Consider the following 24490-nt stretch of genomic DNA (forward strand, 5'->3'; position numbering starts at 1 on the left):
TCATCGCCTCGCCAACTCGGTGTAGAAGTTCCGGGTGATCACGCCCGGGCGGGCCAGCCTGCGGTCCAGGGCGGAGCGGGCCGCGCCGATCAGGAAGCGGGCCGGGATGATGCCGGGGTCGGTGCCGGCGGCGAGGCGTTCGGCGGCCTCCACCTGCATCGCGTACTCCTTGGCTCCGAACGGGATCACCTGGGCGAGGCTGCGTCGGCCGAGTTGGGTGAAGGGCCGGAAGCAGAGGGTGTCCACGACCGCCGGATGGGCGGTGGCGAAGGTGGCGACCAGTTCGCGCGGCAGGGTGCCCGCCCGCGGGTCGGGATAGATGCGCGACCACAACCGGCCGTAGCGGTCCGCCTGTTCGGCGAAACCCATGTGGCGCAGCAGCTCGACGGAGATCCAGACCCGGAACCACGGGGTGGGGTGCGGGCCGCGCGGGTTGTACGTCAGGACGGACGCCGGGGAGCGGCCCACCACGTCCAGCAGCGAACCGACCACTGCCGGGCCGCCGAGCAGGAGTGCCGCCAGGTCGGCGTGGATCTCCCGGTTCCAGCGCACCCAGGTGCGGACCACGGACGGCGGGCAGCCCTCGTCGAGGAGCCGGGCCGCGATCGCCCGGGGCACCGCCCGGTCGAGTCCGAGGTCGCTCTGCAGGTTGTGCGAGACCTCGTGCAGGACGGCGCCCAGGGTCCAGGGGTTCACCAGGCGGTGGTACGGGAGTTGCACCAGCGGGAACGGGTTGAGCCGGCGGCCGAGGCGGCGCAGCGGGATGCCCCGCCGGAAGGTGGCCGGGGAGAATCCCGTGCGCATGAAGGAGAACGGGGGCGGGGCGGGCAGCGGTTTGGCCTCGCCCACGCCCAGATAGGCGGCCTGGTAGCAGGACAGGGCGATGCGGTCGCAGGACAGCAGGGCGTCGGCGAAGACGGACTGCCGCTGGCCGAACAGCTCGAAGTAGAAGTCCCAGATGCGTTCGACCTCGCGGACCCAGTTGTGCGCCAGTTCCTTACTGGTGAGCAGGGCCTGGAGGCGCCGGGTGTCCGGGCGCGCGGCCGCCTCGCGGGCCTGGCGGGCCACCTGCTCGCTCTGCCGCAGCAGTTCACCCCGCAACTGCCCCAACAGGGCGTTGACGGCCTGGAGATGACCGGCGGTCGGGGCGGCGGCCCCGGTGCCGAACTCGCCCGCGCGGAACGGTCGCAGGGCTGCGGCGTGCCGGGTGACGTTCAACCCCTGGGCCCGCAGCCAGGGTTGACGCACCGGCACGGCTACGGCGGCCCGGCGCACCGGCCGGCCGGACCGGGCGGTCGCGGTGCCCGGGTCCGGTGTGCCGGTCGGCGGGGCGGGAGCCGTGGGCGCGCTCATCACCGGCCTCCGGTCAGCCGCCGTACGGCCCGCGCGGGCGGACCGGACGGTAGACGGGCACCGGCACCCAGGCGACGGACATCGGCGGCAGCCCGGAAGGGCGCCTCGGTCCGGCACCGCGCGACCGGTAGGGACGGCTCGGGCCCGGTACGGGTGCGTACGACGGTCCGGCACCGGGCGACCGGTACGAGCGGCTCGGGCCAACTGCCGGACCGTAGGAGGGCGTGGCGCCGAGCGAGCGGACGGCGGCCGTCGAGGCGGACATCGGCACCGCGGTCCCGGACCGTACGGCCCGGTGGTAGCGGCGGTCGACGGCCCGGGCCCGGCGTACGACCGCCCGGCGGCGCCGCGGGTCGGACAGGACGGCGGCGGTCTGGCCTGCCAGGGTGCGCACCGCCGAGCGCGCGGTGACCGGACGGCCGCGCGCGACCTGGCGGGCCAGGCTCCGCGCGGTGCGCACGGCGATGGTGGGCAGCGCCTGGACCAGCGGTCGGGTCGCGGGGTCGCGGCGCAGGGTGCGGGTCACTCCGGCGAGGCCCCGCACCAGGTGCGGGGCGGCCCGCAGCACGGCGGGTGCGGCGCGGCGGGCGAGGCCGATCGCGAGGGGCGCGACGGCGCCGATCAGCGCCTCGGCCTCCTCCTCGGACTCCGCCTCCGCGGCGGCGTGGCCGAGGTGCTCCATCATGGCGTCCGGGTAGACCCGCCGCAGCGGGTTGGCCATCGCCTCTTCCTCGAACTCGGCCTCGTCCTCGTACTCGTGGAGGGACTCGCCTTCGTACTCGCCCTCGTCCTCGAACTCGGTCTCCTCCTCGTGGAGGGACTCGTCCTCGAACTCGCCCTCCGCCTCGAAGAGATACTCGAACTCGGACTCCTGGTCGCCGCTCGTGAGGGCGCCGAGCGCCGAACGGGCCGCCCGTCCGGCCAGGCCGGCGAGCCCGGACAGGAACTCCTCGCCCTCGTCCTCGTGCAGGGCCTCCCACTCCCCCTCCAGTTCGGGGAGCGGCGATGCGCCGGACGTCCTGGGGCCGGCTCCGTTGGTGCTCACGCTCATGGCCGCTGTCCTTCCGTCTCCGTCATCCGTCTCGGTCAGCGCGCGTATCCGGGGCGGCGTGGACGCCCGCCCTGGTACTGGCGGCGGGGGTGTCCGGCGCGGGCGGCGGGGCCCGTGGCACGGCGGGCGGCGGTCGCGGCGCGGACGTTGCGCTGCAGCGCGCGGGTGGTCCGCTGCGGGCTGCCCAGTACCCGGCGGGTCTGGCCCGCCATGACCCGGGCGGCGGCGCGGCGGTCGACGGGGCGGCCTGCGGCGGCACGGGCGCCCAGCACGCGGGCGGTGCGCCGGACGATCAGCGGTACGGCGCGCACGGCGGGGCGGGTGGCGCGCTGCCTGCGCAGCAGCCGGGTCAGCACACAGGTGGCGCGCACCAGGTGCGGCAGCAGCCTGCGCAGGGTGGCCCGGTCCTGTGCGGACAGCGCGGCGACGGTGGCCGCGCCGATCATCGCCTCGGCCTCCGCCTCGGTCCGGGCCTGGGCGGCGACCGCGGCCATCATCTCGGCCATCGCCTCCTGCTGGGTGAGCGGCCGGGACAACTCCTCCTCGGCCTCCGCCTCGAACTCGCCCTCCCCTTCCTCCTCGTAGAGGTACTCGTCCTCCAACTCCCCCTCGCCCAGGGCCCGGGCGGCGAGGTTCCCGAGGGTGCCGCCGAGCGGGCCGCCGATCGCGGTGCCCACCAGCGGAGCGGCGATGCGGGCGACGCTGCGCAGCATCGGGGCGGCGCGGCGGACGAAGGAGCCGATACGGCGGAAGAAGGCCTCGTCCTCGTTCTCGTACTCCGACTCGCCCTCCCACTCGGTCTCGTACTCCTCCTCGAACTCGCCCTCGTTCTCCCCCTCGCCCAGGAGGCCGCCGACGGCGCCGGCGATCCGGCTGAGGAACTCCTCGCCCTCGCCTTCCTCTTCGTAGAGGTACTCGTCCTCCTCCTCACCGGCTCCCTCGAACTCGCCCTCCAGGGCGGCTTCCTCCTCGTACTCCACGTCTGCCTGGCGCATCTGCATCGCCGCCTCTCTCCACGCGGTCAGGCAACTCACCCTGCTCTGCGGAAAGTTGGGGAGACAGTCACACGTCCTGCGGTCGATCGGTCCGGTCGGGTTCGGATGAGTGTCGCTCGGACGTGCTACGCGCGAATCGGGCACGGAGCGGTCGGCCCCGCTGTTAAAGTGCGCTCCATGCCGTGCGTGTGGACCGGCAATGCCGCCGGTCCGCTGAGGCAAGGGGGCCGGCGATGACCGACGGGGCAGCAACCGGGTTATTGGCCAGGGAACAGATCGACGCCGAAGTCGAGGCCCTGGCACTGAAGTTGATCGGCAGACTTGCCGAGTCCGGCGAGCGGGTACTGCTCGACCTGGAGGTCGACGACATCCGCTGCCTGGTCATCCGCAGCGACCGGGCCGGCCCGATGGCCCTGCTGAGCCCCCGCGAACAGGAGATCGCCCGCATGGTCGCCTGCGGCCATCCCAACAAGACGATCGCCTCGGTCCTGGAGATCAGCGCCTGGACGGTCGCCTCCCATCTGCGCCGCATCTTCGTGAAGTTGGAGGTGTCTTCCCGGGCCGCGATGGTCAACCGGCTGGCACCTGGGGAGCCGTGAGGATCCATGACGGCCAAGTGGGCCCGCTGGAGCGGGCGTTCGGGTGAGAACTGGCTGGAGATCTACGGGGAGACCGAACCGCGGTCCATTCCGTTGGAGCGAATCCTCGCCACGGGAGAGGACGAGGGGCACCCCTTCACCGCGTATCTGTACGTGTGGACGCTCGGGTACACGGGGGACGCCCGACGCACGGAGGTCACCCTGCTCTTCCCGGCCGAGGACGACTGGCGGGTGAAGGATCTCCAGGCCGTCGTGTACCACCTGCCTCCGGTGCAGGAGGAGCGGGCATGGCGGGACACCCTGGCCAAGGACCTCCAGGCGGCAGGCCCCGTACTGGCGGCCGTCGGCACGGTCACGGCCGGCCTGACCGGCTTTCCCGAACTCAACGCGGTGGCGTCCGCGGCCGCCCATCTGAACGCGCGCAGCGCGCCCCAGATACCGAACGACGAGTGGTACGTCAGGAGGGTCCACGACACCGTCGCCGACACCCTGTACCAGGGAGTCGAATGGATCCTCCCGCCGAGCTTCGTGAACCAGATCGGCACCCGCGTCACCGGTGCCCTTCTCGTCCAGTTCATCGGGGCCGCGCCCACGCACACGGCCCTTCCCGAACACCCGACGCCGCCCCTCCTGGCCCGCGCGATCCTCACGCACGGGAAGGAAAGCAACGAGCTGCCCGGTCCCGAGGACGCCCACGTCCGGTTGCCGCTCCGCGTCACCCCCGAGGAACCACTCGCATAACCCCGGCACAATGGTCCCCATGTCACGCCCCACCCCCTGCCCCTGCGGTCTCCCCGCCCCCTACGACACCTGCTGCGGCCGCTACCACTCAGGCGCCCCCGCCCCCACCGCAGAGGCACTGATGCGCTCCCGCTACACCGCCTTCGTGCGGCTGGACGCGCCCTATCTGCTGCGCACCTGGCACCCGCGGACACGGCCCGCCGAGCCCCTCGACCTCGACCCGGGGATGCGGTGGACCGGGCTGGAGATCCTCGGCACGGGTGGCGGGTCGGCGTTCCATTCCGCGGGGACCGTGACGTTCCGGGCGTCGTACCGGGGTGGGGCGATCCATGAGCGGAGCCGGTTCGAGCGGGTCGACGGGGCGTGGGTGTACGTCGACGGGGAGTTCCTGGAGTAGGTCGCCTACGGGGCCAGGATGTCCAGTTCCTGGAGGGCGCCGACCGTGATCTCGCGGGTCAGGGTCTCCGCGCGGAGGGCGTCGCCCTCGCGGACCGCCTCCGCGACCTGGACGTGCAGGGTGACAGCGGCCGGATCGGGGTCCTCGAACATGACCTCGTGGTGGGTGCGGCCCGCGAGGACCTCGGTGACGACGTCGCCGAGGCGGGCGAACATCTCGTTGCCGGAGGCGGCCAGGATCACCCGGTGGAAGGCCACGTCGTGGACGAGGTAGGCCTCCAGTTTGTGGCCGCGCGAGTTGGCCACCATGCCGATCGCGCACTCGGTGAGTTCCGCGCACTGCTCCGCCGTGGCGAACTTGGCGGCCAGGCCCGCCGCGATCGGCTCGACCGCGGAGCGCAGCACCGTGAGTGACCGCAGTTGCTGCGGGCGGTCGGCGCCGGCCAGCCGCCAGCGGATGACCTGCGGGTCGTAGACATTCCACTCGGCCTTCGGCCGCACCGTCACGCCCACCCGGCGGCGGGACTCGACCAGGTGCATGGATTCGAGGACGCGGACCGCCTCGCGCATCACGGACCGCGACACCTCGAAGTCCTTGGCGAGCTCGTCCGTGCGCAGGACGCTGCCCGGTGGGTACTCACCCGCGGTGATGGCGGGGCCGAGGGAGTCGAGTACGCGGCCGTGCAACCCGCGGCCCGGAGTGGTCATGCACTCAGCGTACGGGTCGCATCACGGAACCAAAAAGTCAGACTTATATGTCACAGACTCTTGAATTCATCGTACCTAATCGGTTTCAGTGGGTTCGACATCAGGTGTCGTCGACGAGACAGTGAGGCAGCGATGCGTACCCCCCATGTCGTCGTGGTGATGGGCGTAGCGGGCACCGGGAAGACCACCATCGGTCCCCTGCTCGCGGCCCGGCTCGGCGTTCCGTACGCCGAGGGCGACGACTTCCACCCGCAGGCCAACATCGCCAAGATGTCGGCCGGGCACCCGCTGACGGACGAGGACCGGTGGCCGTGGCTGGACGCCATCGGCTCCTGGGCGCACGGGCGCGCGGGGCTCGGCGGGGTCGTCAGCAGCTCGGCGCTGAAGCGGTCGTACCGCGACCGGTTGCGGGCCGCGGCTCCTGGTGTCGTCTTCGTGCATCTGACCGGCGACCGCGCGCTCATCGAGGACCGGATGGCGCACCGGCACGGGCACTTCATGCCGACCGCGCTGCTCGACTCGCAGTTCGCCACGCTCCAGCCGCTGGAGGCCGACGAGGCGGGTGTCGCCGTGGACGTCACCGGCAGCCCGGAGCAGATCGCCGAGCGGGCCATGACCGCGCTGGAGCAGGTCCCCGAGCCGACCGTCTGACACCTGCACACCCCTGCACACCCCTGCACACCCCTGCACCCCCTGCCTTTTCCCTCCCCCTCCCCCTCCCCCTCCCCCTCGTATCCGCAAGGAATCCACCGTGACCAGACTCAGCGTCGAGTTGTTGGCAGCGGACCCCGTCGAGCCCATCACCTCGGCCGGCCACGCTCAGTTGGGCATCGCCGTTTTGGCGGGCATCGCCGTCATCGTCCTGCTCATCACCAAGTTCAAGATGCACGCCTTCCTGGCGCTGACCATCGGCTCGCTCGCGCTCGGCGCGTTCGCCGGGGCGCCGCTGGACAAGGCCATCACCAGCTTCACCACCGGGCTCGGTTCGACCGTCGCCGGTGTGGGTGTGCTGATCGCGCTGGGCGCGATCCTCGGCAAGCTGCTCGCCGACTCCGGCGGCGCGGACCAGATCGTCGACACGATCCTCGCGAAGGCGAGCCCCCGGTCGATGCCGTGGGCGATGGTCCTGATCGCCTCGGTGATCGGGCTGCCGCTGTTCTTCGAGGTCGGCATCGTGCTGCTGATCCCGGTCGTGCTGATGGTCGCCAAGCGCGGCAACTACTCGCTCATGCGGATCGGCATCCCGGCGCTCGCGGGTCTGTCGGTCATGCACGGGCTGATCCCGCCGCACCCCGGTCCGCTGGTCGCCGTCGACGCCGTCAAGGCCAACCTCGGTCTGACTCTCGCGCTGGGCGTCCTGGTCGCGATCCCGACCGTCATCATCGCGGGCCCGCTGTTCTCGAAGGTCGCGGTGCGCTGGGTGGACGTCCAGGCCCCTGAGCGGATGACCCCTGCCCGCCCGTCCGAAGACCTGGAGAACCGTCCGAGCTTCGGCGCGACCCTCTCCACGATCCTGCTGCCGGTCGTGCTGATGCTGTCCAAGGCGCTGGTCGACATCATCGTCGACGATCCCGAGCACACCGTGCAGCGCGTGTTCGACGTCATCGGTTCCCCGCTGATCGCACTCCTCGCGGCCGTCATCGTCGGGATGTTCACGCTCGGCCGCCCGGCCGGCTTCACCAAAGAGCGCCTCTCGTCGACCGTCGAGAAGGGCCTGATGCCGATCGCGGGCATCCTGCTCATCGTCGGCGCGGGCGGCGGCTTCAAGCAGACGCTGATCGACTCCGGTGTCGGCCAGATGGTCCTGGACATCTCCAAGGACTGGTCGATACCGGCGCTGCTGCTGGCCTGGCTGATCGCGGTCGCGATCCGGCTGGCGACCGGTTCCGCGACGGTGGCCACGATCTCGGCGGCCGGTCTGGTCGCCCCGCTGGCCGCCGACATGTCGAGCGCCCACACCGCGCTGCTCGTGCTGGCGATCGGCGCGGGCTCGCTCTTCTTCAGCCATGTCAACGACGCCGGATTCTGGCTGGTGAAGGAGTACTTCGGCCTGAGCGTCGGCCAGACCCTCAAGACCTGGTCCGTCATGGAGACGATCATCTCGGTGGTCGCCGGCGGACTGGTCCTCCTCCTCTCGCTGATCATCTAGGGGTACGGGAATGAGTCATCCTCTTTTCGACATCAGTGGCCGTACGGCCCTGGTCACCGGTTCCAGCCGGGGCATCGGACTCGCCCTCGCGCAGGGCCTGTTGGAGGCCGGCTGCACGGTCGTCCTGAACGGACGGGACGGCGAACGGCTCACCAAGGCCGCCGCGGGACTGCCCGGCGACGTCCACACGGCCGCCTTCGACGTGACCGACGGTCCGTCAGTAGCCGCCGGGATAGCAGACGTTGAGAAGCGGGTCGGCCCGCTGGACATCCTGGTCAACAACGCGGGCATGCAACTGCGCGCCCCGCTCCTGGAGTTCACCGACTCCGACTGGCACCGCATCATCGACACCAACCTCACCAGCGCGTTCCTGGTCGGCCGTGAGACGGCCCGGCGGATGACGGAACGCGGCCACGGGAAGATCATCAACATCTGCTCGCTGCAGAGCGAGGTGGTCCGCCCCGGCATCGCGCCGTACGCGGCCACCAAGGGCGCGTTGAAGATGCTCACCAAGGGCATGTGCGCGGACTGGGGCCCGTCCGGTGTCCAGGTCAACGGCCTTGGCCCCGGCTACATCGAGACGGAACTGACCCAACCGCTCGTCCAGGACGAGGAGTTCAGCGCCTGGGTGCGCAAGCGGACCCCGGCGGGACGCTGGGGCACCACGGACGACCTGGTCGGCGGGGTGCTGTTCCTGGCCTCGCCCGCCGCGGACTTCGTGAGCGGACAGGTGCTGTACGTCGACGGCGGCATGACGAGCGTGCTGTAGAGAACGGGAGTCCGGACATGCTGGGTTGTGTGATTCATGGTCAGGACGACCTGCGGGTCGAGGAGTTGGCGGTCCCGGAGCCCGGCCCCGGCCAGGCCCTGGTCGCCGTCCGCTACGGCGGTGTCTGCGGCTCCGACCTCCACTACTGGCGCCACGGCGGCGTCGGCGACTTCCGCCTCAAGGAACCGATGCTGCTCGGCCACGAGGTGGTCGGCACGGTCGTGTCCTACGGCCCCGAGGCCTCAGGTCCCGCCCCCGGTACGGCAGTTGCCGTGCACCCGGCCACTCCGTGCGGGGTGTGTCCCGAGTGCGCGGACGGTCGGCGCAACGTGTGCCGGGACACCGCGTATCTGGGCAGCGCGGCCCGCTTCCCGCACGTACAGGGCGGCTTCGCGGCCCAAGTCACCGTCCCCGCAGACCAGTTGAGGCCGATCCCGGCGGGTCTTGAGCTGCGCCGGGCCGCCCTCGCCGAACCGCTCTCCGTCGCGCTGCACGCCGTGCGCCGGGCCGGGGACGTGACCGGACGCCGGGTGCTGGTCACCGGCGCGGGCCCGATCGGCTGCCTGGTCGTCGCGGCGGCGAAGGCGGCCGGCGCGGCACACGTCACGGTCACCGATCTCCTCCCGGCGGCGCTGAGTTACGCCACCGCGGCCGGTGCCGACACCGTCGTACGGGCCGATGATCCGGACGACTCCGGGTGGCCGTCGGAGGTCGACGTGGCCATCGAGGCGTCCGGGGTGGCGGCCGGGCTCGACACCTGTCTGCGGCTCGTGCGGCGGGGCGGGGTGGTCGTGCAGCTCGGGATGCTGCCGCCGGGGCAGAGCCCCTTCGCCGGGAACCTGGTCGTCAGCCGCGAGATCGAACTCCGGGGCGCGTTCCGCTTCGACACGGAGTTCGACGACGCGCTCCAACTCCTCGCGGTGCAGCCCGCGTTCGACGGTCTGGTCAGTGCGGTGGTGCCAGTCCGCGAGGCGGAGTCGGCGTTCGCGCTGGCGGCCGACCGGAGCCGGTCGTGCAAGGTGCTGCTGGACTTCGGGGGCTGAGCGGGGTTGGTGGGCCGGGCGGCAGCGGGCCCACCGGAACGGTCCTCCCTGGCTGCCGATGGCACGCGTCGATCCCCGTCCCGGCACGCGGAACCGGCGCTCGCGGGCGCGTCCGACCGTGGCCGGTCCTGCGGGGTGCTGCCGGCGACCGAGGAGGTCACCCGGCCGGGCGGGCCGAGGACAACGAAGGGGAGACCGTGCCCGGCACCGGGTTCCCGACCCTGCGGCGGCTTCCCAACCCTGCGCCGTGCTCCTCGGCCTGCGACTCATCGCTTCCGCTGCGGCAACTCCGCGCCTCCGGGCCTGCGGCTCCTCGCTTCCGCTGCGGCGACTCCCCGCCTCCGGGCCTGCGACTTCCTACCTCCGGGCCGACGGCCCCCCGCCTCCGGCCCGCGACTTTCCGCTCCAGGCCGGCGGCTCCCCGTCTCCAGGCCTGCGACTTCCCACCTCCAGGCGGACGGCTCCCCACCTCCGGCCCACGACACCCCGCCTCCAGGCCTGCGACTGCCCGCCTCCGGCCCACGACACCCCGCCTCCAGCCGACGGCTCCCCACCTCCAGGCGGGCGGCTCCCCGCCTCCGGCCCGCGACACCCCGCTTCCGGGCCAGGGGCTCCGCCCGCCGCCCGTCGAACCCCGCCGTCTCCACTGCCCCCGCGCCCAGCACCAGCCGTCCCTCAACGGAACGACCACCCCACGGCCGCCGCCCACCGCCCGCACCCACAAGCCCAGGCAGCCCAAGCCCCCGGAACCGCCGAAGCCCCCGAAGCCCCCGAAGCGGCACCCCCCTACACCCCTACGGCTTCCACAGTGGATGCTCCCGCTTCGCCCACTCCCTGCTCACCGACCCCGTGCGCAACCCCGCCCGCGCCTCCGGATCCCCCAGCGCCATCCCGATGTGGCCGCCCAGCACGATGCCGATCGTCAGGGCGAGCCAGTCGTGGACGAAGGTCGCGCTGGTGCGCCACATGATCGGGGTGAGGTGGGTGAACCACATCATCAGGCCCGTGCCGAGCATCACCAGGGTCGCGCCGGCGATCCAGTTGGCGTAGATCTTCTGGCCGGCGTTGAACTTGCCCGCCGGGCGGGCCGATCGGCGTTTGTCGCGCATCAGGGCGCCGCGCAGCCAGACGCGGTCGTGCGGGCCGAAGCGGTTGAGGAAGCCGAGGTTGATGCGGAAGCCTCGGGAGAACAGGCCGATGAGGACGGGGACGGGGAGCGCCACTCCGGCCAACTCGTGGATACGGACGACGAGTTCACGGCGGCCGACGAGTTCCGCGAACTCCGGGATGTACAGGCAGGCGGCCGTGGCGACGCAGATGCCCATCAGCGCGGCCGTCGTCCGGTGCACCCAGCGTTCGGTGCCGCCGAAGCGGCGGACGCGGGCCGACGGCTCCGTCTGCGGGGGCTGGGCTTCAGCTCGTAGGGTCATCGTCGCGTCCGTTCGACTTGCCGACCCAGGCGTCGACGTCGTAGCCCCGGTCCTCCCAGTAGCCGGGCTTCACATGTTCGGTGACCGTGATGCCGGAGAGCCACTTCGCGGACTTGTAGAAGTACATGGGGGCGACGTAGAGGCGGACCGGGCCGCCGTGGTCGTGGCCGAGGTCCTTGTCCTGCATGCGCAGCGCGACCAGGATGTCCGAGCGCCGGGCCTGGTCGAGGGTGAGGCTCTCCGTGTAGGCGCCGTCGAAGCAGGTGAAGCGCACCGCCCCGGCCTTGGCGCGCACTCCCGCGGCGTCCAGGAGCCGGGACAGGCGCACCCCCTCGAAGGGGGTCCCGGGGACCCGCCAGCCGGTGACGCACTGGACGTCCTTGACCAGCCGGGTCTGCGGCAGCGCGCGCAGGTCGGCCAGGGTGTAGGACGTCGGCTTGTCGACCAGGCCGTCGACGGTCAGCCGGTAGTTCTGGGCGTTCTTGCTCGGCACGGACGCGGTGACCGAGTAGTAGCGGAAGCCGCCGCCGTTCGGGAGCAGTCCGGTCAGTCCCGTGGGGTCCTTGCCGGAGACGGCGCCGAGGAAGCCCTCCATGCCGTTCTGCAGGGCGGGCGCGGTGACGACGCCGAGGGCGCCCAGGCCGAGCGTGCCGAGGAGGACACGCCGGCCGATCGGCCGCCCCTCCGCCTTATCCGCACCCTCGGGCTTGGGCCCGGTCTCGGGTTGTTCAGGGTTCACGCGTTCATTCGAACACCCGCGACCCCGGCACGGCCAGGGATCGCGGGTGCCCGTCAGACTTCCGTAACCACTTCTTACGTGCTTCTCAGAGAGCCGCACGAAGAACCACGACGAACATGGATCGGGACCACCACGAACAGGGATCGGGAACCACGACGAACATGGTTCGGCTACGGCGTCTCCGTCGCCGCCTTGTCCAGTTGGAACGCCTCGTTGCCGAGCCCGATACGGGCGTGCGCCTCGGGGTTGCGGGAGCGCAGGAGCAGGCCCTGGACCAGGCCGACGAGCACCGCGAGGCCGATGATGCCGGGCAGGATCCAGCTCAGGGACGACTCGGGGCCCGCGCCGACCAGGACGTCGAAGTCCTTGACGGTGTAGACGGCGATGACGACGAGCGCGATGCCGGACAGCGCGGAGGTGACCAGCCGCCAGGCCTGGGCACTGGCCGCGCCGCGGCGGGCGAAGAAGACGATCACCGAGAGGGAGGCGGCGGCCATCAGCAGGATCACGCCGAGGGCGCCGATGTTGCCGAACCAGGTGAACAGGTGCAGGACGGGTTCGGTGGGGTCGCCGGTGGGCTTGTCGTCGGCGATCGCGAAGACGATCACGATCACGGCGGACACGGCGGTCTGGAGCAGCGAGCCGGTTGCGGGGGCGCCGCTCGCGCTCGTCGTACGGCCGAAGGCGGAGGGGAGCAGGCCCTCGCGGCCCATGGCGAAGGCGTACCGGGCGACGACGTTGTGGAAGCTGAGCATGGCGGCGAACATGCCGGTGACGAACAGGATGTGGAGCACGTCGGTGAAGGTGCCGCCGAGCTTGGAATCGGTGAGGTAGAAGAGCAGGCCCGCGCTCTGCTTCTGGGAGACGCCGACGATCTGGGAGGGCCCGGTCGCGACGGTGAGCGCCCAGCAGCTCAGCGCGAAGAAGACGGCGACGCCGCCGACGGCCAGGAACATCACGCGGGGCACCAGGATGTGCGGGCGGCTGGTCTCCTCGGCGTACACCGGGGCCTGTTCGAAGCCGAGGAAGGCGGCGATGCAGAAGCAGAGGGCGGTGCCGACGCCGGCGCCGCTGAGGGTGTCCGGGTTGAAGGCGTGCAGGGACAGGCCCTCCTTGGCGGGGTCGGCGACGGCCGCGATGTCGAAGATGACGACGAGCGCGACCTCGATGATCAGCAGGACGCCGAGCACGCGCGCGTTGACGTCGATCTTCAGCCAGCCGAGCGCGCCGACGGCGAGCACGGCCACCAACGCCGGTATCCACCAGGCGACTTGGAGGTCGGCGTAGGTGGAGAACAGCCCGGAGACCTCGAAGCCGAAGATGCCGTAGATACCGACCTGGAGGGCGTTGTACGCGACGAGTGCCACCAGGGCCGCGCTCGCGCCCGCGGTGCCGCCGAGGCCGCGGGAGATGTACGCGTAGAAGGCGCCCGCGTTGTGGACGTGCCGGCTCATCTCCGCGTAGCCGACGCTGAAGAGGACGAGGACGACGCCGAGGAGGACGAAGAGCAGCGGCTGCCCTTCGATGCCCATCACCGCGAATGTGGTGGGCATGACACCCGCGACCACCATGAGGGGTGCGGTCGCGGCGAGCACGGAGAGCAGCAGGCCTCCGGTGCCGAGGCGGTCGGCGCGCAGGGCGCGCTCCTGCCCTCTGAACGTGCTGATGCCGCTGCCTCTGCTGCCGCCGCCGTCCGCGGTGGCGCTGCTCGTGCTGGAACTGCCCGTCGTCATGGCGGGAACGTCCTTTCGGGGTCGCTACGGGGGCGTTACTACGGTTGCGTTTCGTCGCTACCGGTGCGTTGCTACGACTTCGTCACGTCGCTACGGAGTCGTTGGTACGGGGGTGTTACGACGTTCCGAGCGCGCTGTCGCGTGCGGCACGGAAGGCGGTGAGCGGGTCGCGGTCCGGGTAGGACCACGGGGCCGGGGTCGGGTGCTCCCCGATGCGGTGGAACAGGGCGGCAGCCTCGGCGCCGCGCCCCTCGCAGGACTTGGCGTGGGCGAGGAAGTTGAGGTCGACCAGGCGGCGCGGATGCCCTTCGTGCTCCCACTCCAGCCACCAGTCGAACGCGGCCTTCATCACCTGCCGGGCCCGGCGTCCGGTCCAGTGCCCGGAGGCGGCCGGGTCGGCGGGTTCCAGGCCGGCCGCGGCCAGCACGCGGTAGCGCTCGGCGTGCGCGATGACCGGCAGGATGGCGAGCGGGGAGTCGGCGGGGGCCTGTTCGGCGGCCCAGTAGGCGAAGTCGTAGACCTCGTGCAGCGGGTCGACGCCCGCGTCGGCGCGGCGCTCCGCGAGCCGGGCCACCATCAGATGGTGGGCGTGGTGATGGTCGGCGTAGCGGTGGCGGACCTCGTCGAAGAGCTGGACGACGCCCTCGTCGGTGCCGAGGGTGTGCTCCAGGAGGAGCAGTCCGAGCCACGGCGTCGGGTCGTCGGGCAGCCGGGTCGCCGCCGTACGGCAGGCCTCGCGGGCGCGGACCGGCTTCTCCTTGCCCGCGAGCACCCGCTGGACCAGGGCCACGGCGAGCAGGACGGAGGCGTCACCGGACTCCGGTTCGGCGAGGAGCCAGTCGCGGGCCCAGGCGGCGGCGTAGGACTCCTGGGCGAGGACGGTGACCCGGTGGGCGCGGAGGTCCCACTCGTCGCCCGTCTCGGCGAGCAGTCCGCGCGCCGCCTGCCAGCGTCCTTGGGCCAACGCGGCGCGGGCGGCGACGAGTTGATCGTCGTCGAGCGCGGCGTCGAAGGCCTGGGACGCCCGCTTGTGACGACGTCCGAGGGGTGGCGGGGGTGGGGACACCCGGGAATTCCTCACGATCCTCACGCGACGCTGCGGGATGTCGGCACGCTATCGGCCGAACACGCACAGCAAACCCTCCACCAATACTTCACGTCAAGTGCCGTACTGCTGTTACACCTGTCAACTTCCGTTACGTATGGGGCACTTGTGGCACAACCCTTTACCCAGGACGGTACGCTCCGAAGCGTTCGCGAGTCATCGATGTGGCGTACGCCATGGCGCTCGGGCGCGCGGCGACGGACCATGGGAGGACCGTCCCGCATCCGGGCACTCCCAGGGGCAAGCCGGGCCCTGGGGCGCTACAGTCGCCGCAACGCACCCCGTAGCCCGGCCTGACGATCGAGGTACGCAGCGTGTCCCTTCTGGTTCTGATGCTCGCCGTGAGTGCGGCCTGTTGCCTCGGCTTCGGGTTCGTGCTCCAGCAGAACGCGGCCCAGCAGGCACCCCTGAGCGACTTCCTCTCCCCGCGGATCCTCCTCGACCTGATGCGGGTGCCGCGCTGGCTCGGCGGCATCGGCCTGATGATCGCGGGCATGGTGCTCGGCGCGATCGCGCTCGGCAAGGGCGAGGTCTCCCTCGTGGAACCCCTCCTCGCGACGAACCTCCTCTTCGCGCTGGCGCTCTCCCGCAAGCAGACGAGACAACCCCTGGGCCGCCAGGGCTGGGCGGGCCTCGCGCTCCTCGCGGGCGGCGTCACGACCTTCATCGTCGCGGGCGAGCCGAGCAGCGGAACGCCGGTCACCGACCCCTTCCGCCACTGGCTGATCATCGGCGCGATGGTGGGCCTCGCCCTCCTCCTCACGACGTACGCCAAACGCTCCCGCCTCAGCTCGGGCCCGGTCCTCCTGGCCCTGGCGGCGGGCCTGCTCTACGGCGTGCAGGACGCGCTCACCCGGGTCAGCGGCCAGCGCTTCACCGAGGGCGGCCTCACGGAACTCCTCACGGGCTGGCAGCCGTACGGCGTGCTGGCGCTCGGGGTGACCGGCCTGGTCCTCGTCCAGAGCGCCTTCGAGACGGCTCCCCTGCGCATGTCCCTGCCGGCCCTCACCGCGGCCCAGCCACTCGCCGGGATCATCTGCGGGGTGGGTTTCCTGGGCGACCGGTTGCGCGCCGACACGGGCGCGCTGGCCTGGGAGGCGGTGGGCCTCGCCGGGATCGTCGTGGGCATCCTGCTCCTCGGCATGCACCCCGCGATGCCACGCGGCACGACGAAGCCGAAGCCGGCCCCGGCCCTACAGCCGCACTGACCACTCCCCGCCCCTGTCCTGAACGAGGCTGTAACGAGGCTGTTTGGATGGAGGCATGAGCGCAGCGGACGAAATCCTCGACATCGTCGACGAGCACGACCACGTCATCGGCCGATCCCCCCGCGGCGAGGCCTACGCACAGGGCCTGCGCCACCGCGCGGTCTTCATCCAGACCCGCGACGCGCACGGCCGCGTCTTCGTCCACCGCCGCACCCCCACCAAACTCGTCTTCCCCTCCCTCTACGACATGTTCGTCGGCGGGGTGGTCGGCGCGGGCGAGTCCTACGACGACGCGGCGCTGCGCGAGGCCGAGGAGGAACTGGGCGTCGACGGCCTGCCCCGCCCCACGTTCCTCTTCAAGTTCCTGTACGACGACGGCGCCGGGCAGACCTGGTGGTCGGCGGTGTACGAGGTGCGCTGCGAGCTGCCGGTCAGCCCGCAGGTCGAGGAGGTCGCCTGGCACGACTTCCTGGCGGAGGGCGAGATCGAGAGGCGGCTGGCCGAATGGGAGTGGGTGCCGGACGGCATGGCGGCCTACGAGCGGCTCAAGGAGTACCGGAAGCCGGCGGCGCACCGGTCACAACCGGCCGGATAGGGTCCTGCTCGTGATCGATTTCGCACGGAACGTCCGGCTGTGGTTCGCGCCCCAGGACATCAGCAAGGAGGGGAGCACACCCGACTACCGGTTCTCGCTGGCGAACGAGCGCACCTTCCTGGCCTGGCTGCGCACCGCGCTCGCGCTGATCGGCGGGGGCTTCGCGGTGGACCAGTTCCTGCCGGACCTGCCCTGGGCCTGGCGGGTCGGCCTGGCCCTCGCGCTGCTCGGGGCGGGCGTGCTGTGCTCACTGCGCGCGGTCAATCACTGGGTGCGCTGCGAGCGGGCGATGCGGCGGGGCGAGGATCTGCCGGTGTCCCGTTTCCCGGCACTGCTGAGCGTCGCCGTGGCGATCGTGGCCCTGGTGATGGTCGTCGTCGTACTGGCCGGCTGGGAAGGATGACCAGACCCCCCACCCCGGACCGCGACCCGGGCCTGCAACCCGAACGAACCCGACTGGCCTGGCGCCGTACGACCCTGTCGGGCACGGTCGCCGCCGTCCTCGCCACGAAGGCCGCACTGCACAACGGAATCCACCCGGAAGGCATCATCGTCTGCGCCCTTTGCTGCGCGCTCTGGCTGGGCTTCCTCACCATCGCCCACCACCGCATCCGCACCCTCGCGGCAGGCGGCACACCCCCACCCCTGTCCCCCCGACACGCCACCGCGGCGGTGCTGTGCACGGTGGCCATGGCGGCGTGCGCGGCGGTACTCGTGTACTGAGGGCGATGGAACCGAAGCCGTACGGCCGGAGTTCAGGACGACCCACTCACCCGCACCCGCCGTCGTACGCGAGCGGGTCGTGGCGGTACGGCGAGCCCGCCGCGTAGCTGGTCCCCACGCGTTCGACTCTGGCAGCACCAGAGGGGCGCAACCTGCGGCGGGCTCGTCGTACCGCCACGACCCCGACGCCCCCACCGGCCACGGCGCCACGCACCCCGGATGACCCGATATGGGCGATTCGCATGGCACCCTGTCCGACGTCAACTCCCGCACTTCCGAAGGTGAGCACGATGACCACCCTTCACCTGGAGCACTCCTCCCACACCCACTCCCACGGCCCCGCCTGCGGGCACGCCACCGTGCCGCACGGCGACCACGTCGACTACGCGCACGACGGTCACCTGCACCGCGAACACGGCGGCCACTGGGACGAGTGCGAGCCGGGCGGCCATGTCGCCCACCAGGAGCACGCGCACCAGCACGGTCAGGACTGCGGACACGAGAGCGTGCTGCACGGCGACCACGTGGACTACGTGCACGACGGCCACCGGCACGCCCTGCACGACGGTCACTGGGACGACCACTGAGGCGACCCCCACAGCCGGCGACGGCCCGAATGCACCACCCCACAGCTCCCCGCCGCCCCGGCGCGGGGAGCTGTCGGCTTATCGTGGCCCCGGTCACGTTTCGCTCCCCTACTGGACGACATACCGACCGGTCGGCATGATGGTTCGAGTCAGCCGAGTCCTGTTCATCCGTTCGTAGGAGTGATGTATGAGCCCCGACCACCCGCCCGGACTCGATCTCGACCGGCTGCGCGGTCTGCTCGACCGCGAGCGGCCCGGTCTGGTCACCGGCCCCTTGTCGGGCCGGCTGATCGAGGGCGGACGGTCGAACCTCACCTACGCGGTCACCGACGACTCCGCGAAGTGGGTCGTACGGCGCCCCCCGCTCGGCCACGTCCTGGCCACCGCGCACGACATGAAGCGCGAGCACCGGGTGATCAGCGCCCTGCACCCGACGAACGTGCCGGTGCCGAAACCCATCCTCCTGTGCGAGGACGACGAGGTGCTCGGGGCGCCGTTCTACGTCATGGAGTTCGTGGAGGGCACCCCGTACCGCACGGCAGACGAGCTGGCCCCGCTGGGCCCGGAGCGCACCCGCGGCGCGGTCCTCGAACTGGTCGACACGCTGGTCGAGTTGCACGCCGTGGACCCCGCCGAGGTCGGCCTCGCGGACTTCGGCCGTCCCGAGGGCTTCCTGGACCGCCAACTCCGCCGCTGGGGCAAGCAGTTGGACGCCTCCCGCAACCGCGAGCTGGCCGGAGTCGAAGAGCTGCACGCGGCCCTCGGCCGCCGCCTCCCCGACTCCCCCACCCCAGCCGTCGTACACGGCGACTACCGCCTCGACAACGTACTGATCGGCGAGGACGACAAGATCAAGGCGATCCTCGACTGGGAGATGTCCACGCTCGGCGACCCGCTCACCGACCTGGGCCTGCTGGTGATGTACAGCATCCCGCTGGAGCTGCCCAACTCCCCCATTTCCACGACCGCTTCGGCCCCGGGCCACCCCGCCCCGGCCGAGCTGATCGAACGGTACGCCGCGCGCTCGGGGCGCGACGTGTCGTCGGTCGCCTGGTACACGGCGTTCGCGTGGTTCAAGCTCGCCGTGATCCTGGAGGGCATCCACTACCGCTACACCCTGGGCCAGACGGTCGGCCGCGGCTTCGACCGCATCGGCGAACTGGTTCCCGTCTTCATCGAGCACGGCCTGACCACCCTTCAGGAAGGCTGATCCACCATGGACTTCGCGTTCGACGCACACACCGAGGAACTGCGCGCCAAGCTCCTGGCCTTCATGGACGAGTACGTATATCCGGCCGAAGCTGTGGCCGAAGACCAGCGCGCTCAGCTCGCCTCCCCCTGGGACACCCCCGCCGTGGTGGGGGAGTTGAAGGCGGAGGCCCGCAGGCAGGGCCTGTGGAACCTCTTCCTGCCGGACGCCGAGTACGGCGGCGGCCTGACCAACCTCCAGTACGCACCGCTGGCCGAAATCACCGGCCGCTCCCCGCACTTGGCACCGACCGCGCTGAACTGCGCGGCGCCGGACACCGGCAACATGGAAGTCCTCTACCAGTTCGGCGACGAGCAGCAGAAGAAGCAGTGGCTGGAGCCGCTGCTGGCCGGTGAGATCCGCTCTGCGTTCGCGATGACCGAGCCGGAGGTGGCCTCCTCGGACGCCACGAACATCACCACCCTCATCGAGCGGGACGGCGACGACTACGTCATCACGGGCCGCAAGTGGTACATCTCCGGGGCGATGAACCCGGACTGCAAGATCTTCATCGTGATGGGCAAGACGGACCCGGACGGGCCCGACATCCGCCGTCAGCAGTCCATGATCCTCGTGCCCCGCGACACCCCGGGCGTCACGGTCAAGCGCGCGATGCAGGTCTTCGGCTACGAGGACCACTCGCACGGCGGCCACGCCGAGGTGGTCTTCGACCACGCGCGCGTGCCGGTGACGAACCTGATCGGCGAGGAGGGCGGCGGCTTCGCCATCGCCCAGGCGCGGCTCGGCCCGGGCCGTATCCACCACTGCATGCGGCTGATCGGCATGGCCGAGCGGGCGATCGAGCTGATGTGCCAACGGGCCGTGTCCCGCGTCGCGTTCGGCAAGGCGCTGGCCCAGCAGGGCGTCGTCCACAACTGGATCGCGGACGCGCGGGTCGCCGTAGAGCAACTGCGGCTGCTGGTCCTGAAGACGGCCTGGATGATGGACACCGTCGGCAACAAGGGCGCCCACGCGGAGATCCAGGCCATCAAGATCGCCACGCCCCGCACGGTCGTCGGCATCCTCGACAAGGCGATCCAGTTGCACGGCGCGGGCGGCGTGAGCCAGGACTTCCCGCTGGCCGAGCTGTACGCGAGCGCCCGCACCCTGATGCTGGCCGACGGCCCGGACGAGGTGCACCAACGGTCGCTGGCGCGGCGGGAGTTGAAGAAGTACCTGTAGTGCGCGAGGAGTTGGAGGGGTGAACACCTGGTATGCGTGTCCGGTGTGCGCACCCCTCCAGCTCCGTTCCCCCGAGGTGATGGTCAGTTGGGCGTGCTCGCCTTCAACGTCCAGCCCTGCCGGCAGGTGTGCCCGAAGATGCCGACGTCGCAGCCCTCGACGCTGAAGACGTAGGCGCCGGTGTTCCGCTCCAGCACCCGGATCCGCCCGGTCGTCCCGCCGCCGAACTCGCGCTGGGTGCCCCCGGGGTCGGAGGCGCTCGTCCAGCGGACCAGGAACCTGTCGTAGCGGTGCTCCGGGGCCGTCGTGCCCCAGTTGAAGTAGGCGTAGCCGCGGTCCTCCCACGCGGCGACGACCATGTTCGAGCCCTGTCGCGGCGACCAGGTGGCGGTGCCGTAGGTGAAGTACTGGCGCTTTCCGGCGTAGGCGCCGTTCAGGTACACGTCCCTGGTGCCGGTGGTCGGACAGCCGAGCCAGCCGCTCGCTCCGCCGAGCGCGCTCCAACGCTGGTAGATGTGCGGCTCGTTCACCGCGATACCGCACGCGGCCCGCGCCGGTGTCTGCGCGGCGGCCGGCACCGCGGCCGTACCGCCGAGAGCGAGCAGGGAGCCCAGGACAACGCCGGTCAGGCGCCGCTTCGTTGACAGCATGGTGTTTCCCCCGTTGGTTCCTGTCGGACGGTCCGGCGAGGTGTCCGCCGTTCCGCTGCTACGAGCATCACGGCGACGGGGGCCGGGAGTTGAGGGGAAGTCCTCGGGCAAGGCCGGGGACCTCTCCCGGGTGGACCGGGAAGCGTTCCCAGGACACCCGGGCGGCGCGCCCCCACGATGGGACGCATGGACGACCGCGACGGGCGCACACCGCTACGCACGGCGACGGCGTACGTGCTGCTGGGGCTGGCGGCGCTCCAAGTGGCGGTCGGGGCGGTCGCGTTGGCGGCGGCCGGGGTCTCCGCCGCCGACGTGGTCCGCTACGACATGGTCGTCGACATGGCGGTCGGTCTCGCCTACCCGGTCTGCGGCACGGTGATCGCGCTGCACCGGCCGCGCAATCCCATCGGCTGGCTGCTGATCGCCTACGGGCTGGGCCACGCGTTCACGGGTCTGTCGATCGGGCTGGCCGTCCAGGGGCTACGGCTGGGCTGGTCCCCCGAGTTGCTGCACGCGCTCACCACCGTCGGCCGCCACACCTGGATCGTCGGCAGCTCCACGGCGTTCGTCCTCGTGTTCTTCCTGTTCCCCGACGGACGGCTGCCCGACCGCCGCTGGCGCTGGGCCCTGGTCGCCCAACTCCTGTCCTCCCCGCTCGACTTCGCCATCTGGGCGCGGGACGACTGGGGGCTGTACCGCGGCACGCCCGCCCAACCGTCGTACCTCCCGGTGCCGGACGGCTGGATGCCCGCCCTGCGGGACATCGAGACCGCCAAGGCCTGCCTGGTGCTGGTCGCCGTCTTCGCCGTCATGGCCGTGCGCTACCGGCGCGGCGGAGAACAGGACCGCCGCCGACTCCTGTGGCTGTTCGCGGGAATGCTGCCGCTGGCGTTGAGCGTGGCCCTCCAGATCCTCGGCTTCCCGGCCGTCTACACGTCCTGCTGCACGCTGTTCCTGCCGACCGCCATCATGATCGCCGTGGTCCGCGAGGAACTGCTCGACATCCGTCTCGTCGTCTCCCGCAGCCTGCTCTACGCCACCCTCACACTCGGCCTGGTCGTCGGCTACGTCGGCCTCGTCACCTCCGTCCAGTCCCTCCTCAACCCCGACCCGGCGCTGCTCGGCCCGGCCCTGATCGCGGTCACCCTCGCCCTCGCCTTCGAACCGGCCCGCCGCCTCCTCCAACGCATGGTCGACCGCGCCCTGTACGGCGACCGCCACGACCCCGTGCGCGCGGTCTCCCGCATCGGCGAGCGGCTGGCCGGCACCGGCGTCGGCGCGGTCCCGGAGGCGGTCGGCGAGGCACTGCGGCTGCCGTACGTCAGCGTGGAGTCGAAGTCCGGTGTGACGGACGGGAGTTGGGGCGAGCCCGGGGAACGGATCCACGCCATACCCCTCGACTACGACGGGCGGACCGTCGGCGCGCTGGTGATCGGACTGCGCCCCGGCGAACAGCAGCCCGACACCGCAGACCTGGCGGTCCTGGAGCTGCTCGCCGTACCGCTGGCCGCCGCGCTGCACGCCACCGACCTCACCCGGCAGTTGCAGCACTCCCGGGAACGGATCGTGGCCGCGCGCGAGGAGGAGCGGCGCCGGATCCGCCGCGATCTGCACGACGGCCTCGGACCGACCCTCGCCGGAGCCGCCTTCCAGGCCGACGCCGTACGCAATCTGCTGACGTTCGATCCGGAGCGGGCGGCGGAGCTGCTGGCCGAGTTGCGGTCCGAGGTCGGGGGCGCGGTCGCGGAGGTGCGCCGGCTGGTGGACGGGCTACGGCCGCCGGATCTGGACCAGTTGGGGCTGCTGGGCGCGTTGCGGGAGCGTGCGGTGCGGCTGTCCTGGCGGGCGGACGGCGCCCCGATCCAGGTGCGGGTCCGGGCCCCGGAGCGGTTGCCCGCGCTGCCCGCCGCCGTCGAGGTGGCCGCGTACCGCATCGCGATCGAGGCGCTGACCAACGCGGCCCGGCACGCCCGCGCCTCCCGGGTGGACCTGCTCATCGAGATCGGCGAGGGGCTGCGCCTGGAGGTGTGCGACGACGGTTCGCCGGAGGCGGAGGGGACCGCGTGGACACCGGGCGTGGGCATCACGTCGATGCAGGAGCGCGCGGCGGAGCTGGGCGGGCGGTGTGTGGCGGGACAGGGGCGGGTGGTGGCGACGCTGCCGTTGGGAGAGGCGATGTGATGGGGCTGGAACCTGGGGGCGGGGACGACGGGGACGCGCTGCGGGTCGTCCTCGCCGACGATCACCCCGTGGTCCGCACCGGACTGGCCGCGCTCCTGGAGTCCGTGCGGGACGGCACCCCGCGCGTGCGGGTCGTCGGGGTCGCCGCAAGCGGGCGGGAGGCGGTACGGGCGGCGGTGACCCTGCGTCCGCACGTGGTGGTGATGGACATCCGGATGCCCGATCTGAACGGCATCGAGGCAACGCGGGAGATCGGCCGGGTGGCGCCCCGGGTGGCCGTGCTGATGCTCACCATGGTCGAGGAGGACGACTCGGTGTTCGCCGCGATGCGGGCGGGCGCCCTGGGCTATGTCCTCAAGGGCGCGGGCCAGGACGAGATCGTCCGGGCGATCCGGGCGGTGGCCGCGGGCCAGGCGATCTTCGGTCCCGGCGTCGCCCGGCGCGTGCTCGGCCGGCTCAGCACACCACCGGACCGCCCCGACCCGTGCCCGACGCTCACCCCGCGCGAACGGGACGTCCTCGCCCTGATCGCCGAGGGCCGGCCCAACTCGGTCGTGGCCGCCCGCCTGGGCCTGTCCCCGAAGACGGTCAGCAACCACATGTCGGCGGTCCTGGCCAAGCTGGGCGTCGCGGACCGCACGGAGGCGGCGGCATGGGCACGGGAGGCGGGGCTGGGGCCGACGCCCGAGCCGTAGGCCTACGGTCGCAGCGCGCGCATCAGCAGGTCCGCGAGGTGGTCGGCGACCTGCTGGGGCGTCATGGGGCCCCCGGGGCGGTACCAGGTCGACAGGTGGTGGACCGAGCCGAAGTGGTAGTCCACGACGAGGTCCGCCGGGGTCGCCGTGGAGAAGACGCCCTCGCGCTGGCCCTCCTCGACGAGGCCGCGGAAGCGCTCGTGGTAGCGCCGGCGCTCGGCCCGCACCTGCTTGTTCTTCTCCGGGCTCAGATGGTGCATGGACCGGAAGAAGATCGACGCGTCGTCGAGGTTGTCGATCGTCGTCACGACGACGTCCGCCGCCGCGGCCCGCAGCCGTTTCTCGATCGGCTCGTCGGCGTTCGCGAACACCTCGAGGCGCTCCTGCTGGACGCGCAGCACGCGCGCGTACACCTCGTGCAGGAGGTCGTCCTTGGAGCCGAAGTAGTGGTAGAGCGCCCCCTTGGTGACGCCCGCCGCCTCGACGATCTCCTGCACCGAGGTGCGGTCGTAGCCTTGCTCGGCGAAAAGCCGGGTGGCGGCGGCGAGGAGCCGCTGCGGGACAGGGGCCCCGTCTCCGTCGGTCGTCCTGGGCACTGCCGCCACCTGC

26 protein-coding genes are annotated in these 24490 nt (G+C 71.7%); 16 read left to right on the forward strand and 10 right to left on the reverse strand.

The window, feature by feature from the left end; all coding sequences use genetic code 11:
• Genes OG223_RS12425 through OG223_RS12435 form a run of 3 tightly spaced genes read right to left on the reverse strand, consistent with a single transcriptional unit; the run spans position 1 to position 3399 of the window.
• The gene (locus tag OG223_RS12425) at positions 1–1353 is read right to left on the reverse strand and encodes a hypothetical protein (RefSeq protein WP_329246551.1); all 1353 of its coding nucleotides are present in this window, start codon (positions 1351–1353) and stop codon (positions 1–3) included.
• A 13-nt stretch (positions 1354–1366) separates the two neighbouring features.
• Positions 1367–2404, reverse strand: coding sequence for a hypothetical protein (locus tag OG223_RS12430; protein WP_329246554.1), 1038 nt, complete (start codon positions 2402–2404; stop codon positions 1367–1369).
• A 35-nt stretch (positions 2405–2439) separates the two neighbouring features.
• Entirely contained in the window at positions 2440–3399 is a 960-nt protein-coding gene (locus OG223_RS12435) for a hypothetical protein (RefSeq protein WP_329246556.1), read from the reverse strand.
• Between the two features lie 233 nt (positions 3400–3632).
• On the opposite strand from OG223_RS12435, the gene OG223_RS12440 reads away from it, so the two are divergent.
• The 3 genes from OG223_RS12440 to OG223_RS12450 are packed head-to-tail and all read left to right on the forward strand — an operon-like array spanning position 3633 to position 5136.
• Positions 3633–3998, forward strand: a complete 366-nt coding sequence (locus tag OG223_RS12440; RefSeq protein WP_329246559.1) for a LuxR C-terminal-related transcriptional regulator — start codon at positions 3633–3635, stop codon at positions 3996–3998.
• 6 nt (positions 3999–4004) lie between these two features.
• Positions 4005–4739, forward strand: coding sequence for a hypothetical protein (locus OG223_RS12445; RefSeq protein WP_329246562.1), 735 nt, complete (start codon positions 4005–4007; stop codon positions 4737–4739).
• A gap of 19 nt (positions 4740–4758) precedes the next feature.
• Positions 4759–5136, forward strand: coding sequence for a YchJ family protein (locus OG223_RS12450; protein ID WP_329246565.1), 378 nt, complete (start codon positions 4759–4761; stop codon positions 5134–5136).
• A 5-nt stretch (positions 5137–5141) separates the two neighbouring features.
• On the opposite strand, the gene OG223_RS12455 is transcribed toward OG223_RS12450, so the two are convergent.
• Positions 5142–5843: a FadR/GntR family transcriptional regulator gene (locus tag OG223_RS12455; RefSeq protein WP_200691789.1), complete on the reverse strand. Its 702-nt coding sequence runs from the start codon at positions 5841–5843 to the stop codon at positions 5142–5144.
• Positions 5844–5975: 132 nt separating this feature from the next.
• On the opposite strand from OG223_RS12455, the gene OG223_RS12460 reads away from it, so the two are divergent.
• The 4 genes from OG223_RS12460 (at position 5976) to OG223_RS12475 (ending at position 9804) form a co-directional block, all read left to right on the forward strand.
• Positions 5976–6494 carry a gluconokinase gene (locus OG223_RS12460; RefSeq protein ID WP_329246568.1) on the forward strand — a complete coding sequence of 173 codons (519 nt, stop codon included), beginning with the start codon at positions 5976–5978 and terminating at the stop codon, positions 6492–6494.
• Between the two features lie 100 nt (positions 6495–6594).
• Complete coding sequence (locus OG223_RS12465; RefSeq protein ID WP_329246571.1) at positions 6595–7992, forward strand: GntT/GntP/DsdX family permease; 1398 nt, start codon at positions 6595–6597, stop codon at positions 7990–7992.
• Positions 7993–8002: 10 nt separating this feature from the next.
• A complete protein-coding gene (locus OG223_RS12470) occupies positions 8003–8761 on the forward strand; it encodes an SDR family oxidoreductase (protein ID WP_329246574.1) in 759 nt (252 codons plus the stop codon).
• Positions 8762–8778: 17 nt separating this feature from the next.
• A complete protein-coding gene (locus tag OG223_RS12475; RefSeq protein WP_329246577.1) occupies positions 8779–9804 on the forward strand; it encodes an L-idonate 5-dehydrogenase in 1026 nt (341 codons plus the stop codon).
• Between the two features lie 794 nt (positions 9805–10598).
• On the opposite strand, the gene OG223_RS12480 is transcribed toward OG223_RS12475, so the two are convergent.
• The 4 genes from OG223_RS12480 to OG223_RS12495 all read right to left on the reverse strand — a co-directional run bounded on the left by OG223_RS12480 (position 10599) and on the right by OG223_RS12495 (position 14772).
• Positions 10599–11234: a cytochrome b/b6 domain-containing protein gene (locus OG223_RS12480; protein WP_329246580.1), complete on the reverse strand. Its 636-nt coding sequence runs from the start codon at positions 11232–11234 to the stop codon at positions 10599–10601.
• The gene (locus tag OG223_RS12485; protein WP_329246583.1) at positions 11218–11973 is read right to left on the reverse strand and encodes a molybdopterin-dependent oxidoreductase; all 756 of its coding nucleotides are present in this window, start codon (positions 11971–11973) and stop codon (positions 11218–11220) included. The genes OG223_RS12480 and OG223_RS12485 overlap by 17 nt, the downstream gene beginning before the upstream one ends.
• A 170-nt stretch (positions 11974–12143) precedes the next feature.
• Positions 12144–13706 (reverse strand): APC family permease, encoded by a 1563-nt coding sequence (locus tag OG223_RS12490; RefSeq protein ID WP_329246585.1) that lies wholly within the window; start codon positions 13704–13706, stop codon positions 12144–12146.
• Between the two features lie 115 nt (positions 13707–13821).
• Entirely contained in the window at positions 13822–14772 is a 951-nt protein-coding gene (locus OG223_RS12495) for a hypothetical protein (protein ID WP_329246587.1), read from the reverse strand.
• A gap of 353 nt (positions 14773–15125) precedes the next feature.
• Here OG223_RS12495 and OG223_RS12500 point away from each other — a divergent pair, with 353 nt between their 5' ends.
• The 7 genes from OG223_RS12500 (at position 15126) to OG223_RS12530 (ending at position 20355) form a co-directional block, all read left to right on the forward strand.
• The gene (locus OG223_RS12500) at positions 15126–16019 is read left to right on the forward strand and encodes a DMT family transporter (RefSeq protein ID WP_329246590.1); all 894 of its coding nucleotides are present in this window, start codon (positions 15126–15128) and stop codon (positions 16017–16019) included.
• Between the two features lie 55 nt (positions 16020–16074).
• Positions 16075–16614, forward strand: coding sequence for an NUDIX hydrolase (locus OG223_RS12505; protein ID WP_329246593.1), 540 nt, complete (start codon positions 16075–16077; stop codon positions 16612–16614).
• Between the two features lie 10 nt (positions 16615–16624).
• Positions 16625–17017, forward strand: coding sequence for a YidH family protein (locus tag OG223_RS12510; RefSeq protein WP_329246597.1), 393 nt, complete (start codon positions 16625–16627; stop codon positions 17015–17017).
• Positions 17014–17337, forward strand: a complete 324-nt coding sequence (locus OG223_RS12515; RefSeq protein ID WP_329246598.1) for a DUF202 domain-containing protein — start codon at positions 17014–17016, stop codon at positions 17335–17337. Before OG223_RS12510 ends, OG223_RS12515 begins: the two co-directional genes overlap by 4 nt.
• Before the next feature lie 290 nt (positions 17338–17627).
• A complete protein-coding gene (locus OG223_RS12520; RefSeq protein ID WP_329246601.1) occupies positions 17628–17924 on the forward strand; it encodes a hypothetical protein in 297 nt (98 codons plus the stop codon).
• Between the two features lie 187 nt (positions 17925–18111).
• Entirely contained in the window at positions 18112–19134 is a 1023-nt protein-coding gene (locus OG223_RS12525) for a phosphotransferase family protein (protein WP_329246604.1), read from the forward strand.
• A gap of 6 nt (positions 19135–19140) precedes the next feature.
• On the forward strand, positions 19141–20355 hold the full coding sequence (locus OG223_RS12530; protein ID WP_329246606.1) for an acyl-CoA dehydrogenase family protein: 1215 nt from the start codon (positions 19141–19143) through the stop codon (positions 20353–20355).
• A gap of 83 nt (positions 20356–20438) precedes the next feature.
• On the opposite strand, the gene OG223_RS12535 is transcribed toward OG223_RS12530, so the two are convergent.
• Positions 20439–21005 (reverse strand): LGFP repeat-containing protein, encoded by a 567-nt coding sequence (locus OG223_RS12535; RefSeq protein ID WP_329246609.1) that lies wholly within the window; start codon positions 21003–21005, stop codon positions 20439–20441.
• A 186-nt stretch (positions 21006–21191) separates the two neighbouring features.
• Between OG223_RS12535 and OG223_RS12540 the strand changes: the two genes are divergently transcribed.
• On the forward strand, positions 21192–23186 hold the full coding sequence (locus tag OG223_RS12540; RefSeq protein ID WP_329246612.1) for a sensor histidine kinase: 1995 nt from the start codon (positions 21192–21194) through the stop codon (positions 23184–23186).
• On the forward strand, positions 23186–23881 hold the full coding sequence (locus tag OG223_RS12545) for a response regulator transcription factor (protein WP_329246615.1): 696 nt from the start codon (positions 23186–23188) through the stop codon (positions 23879–23881). Before OG223_RS12540 ends, OG223_RS12545 begins: the two co-directional genes overlap by 1 nt.
• 2 nt (positions 23882–23883) lie before the next feature.
• Here OG223_RS12545 and OG223_RS12550 read toward each other — a convergent pair whose 3' ends face one another.
• Positions 23884–24477 carry a TetR/AcrR family transcriptional regulator gene (locus OG223_RS12550; protein ID WP_329246618.1) on the reverse strand — a complete coding sequence of 198 codons (594 nt, stop codon included), beginning with the start codon at positions 24475–24477 and terminating at the stop codon, positions 23884–23886.
• Between the last annotated feature and the right edge of the window lie 13 nt (positions 24478–24490).

Source organism: Streptomyces sp. NBC_01478, assembly GCF_036227225.1.
Taxonomy (GTDB): domain Bacteria; phylum Actinomycetota; class Actinomycetes; order Streptomycetales; family Streptomycetaceae; genus Streptomyces.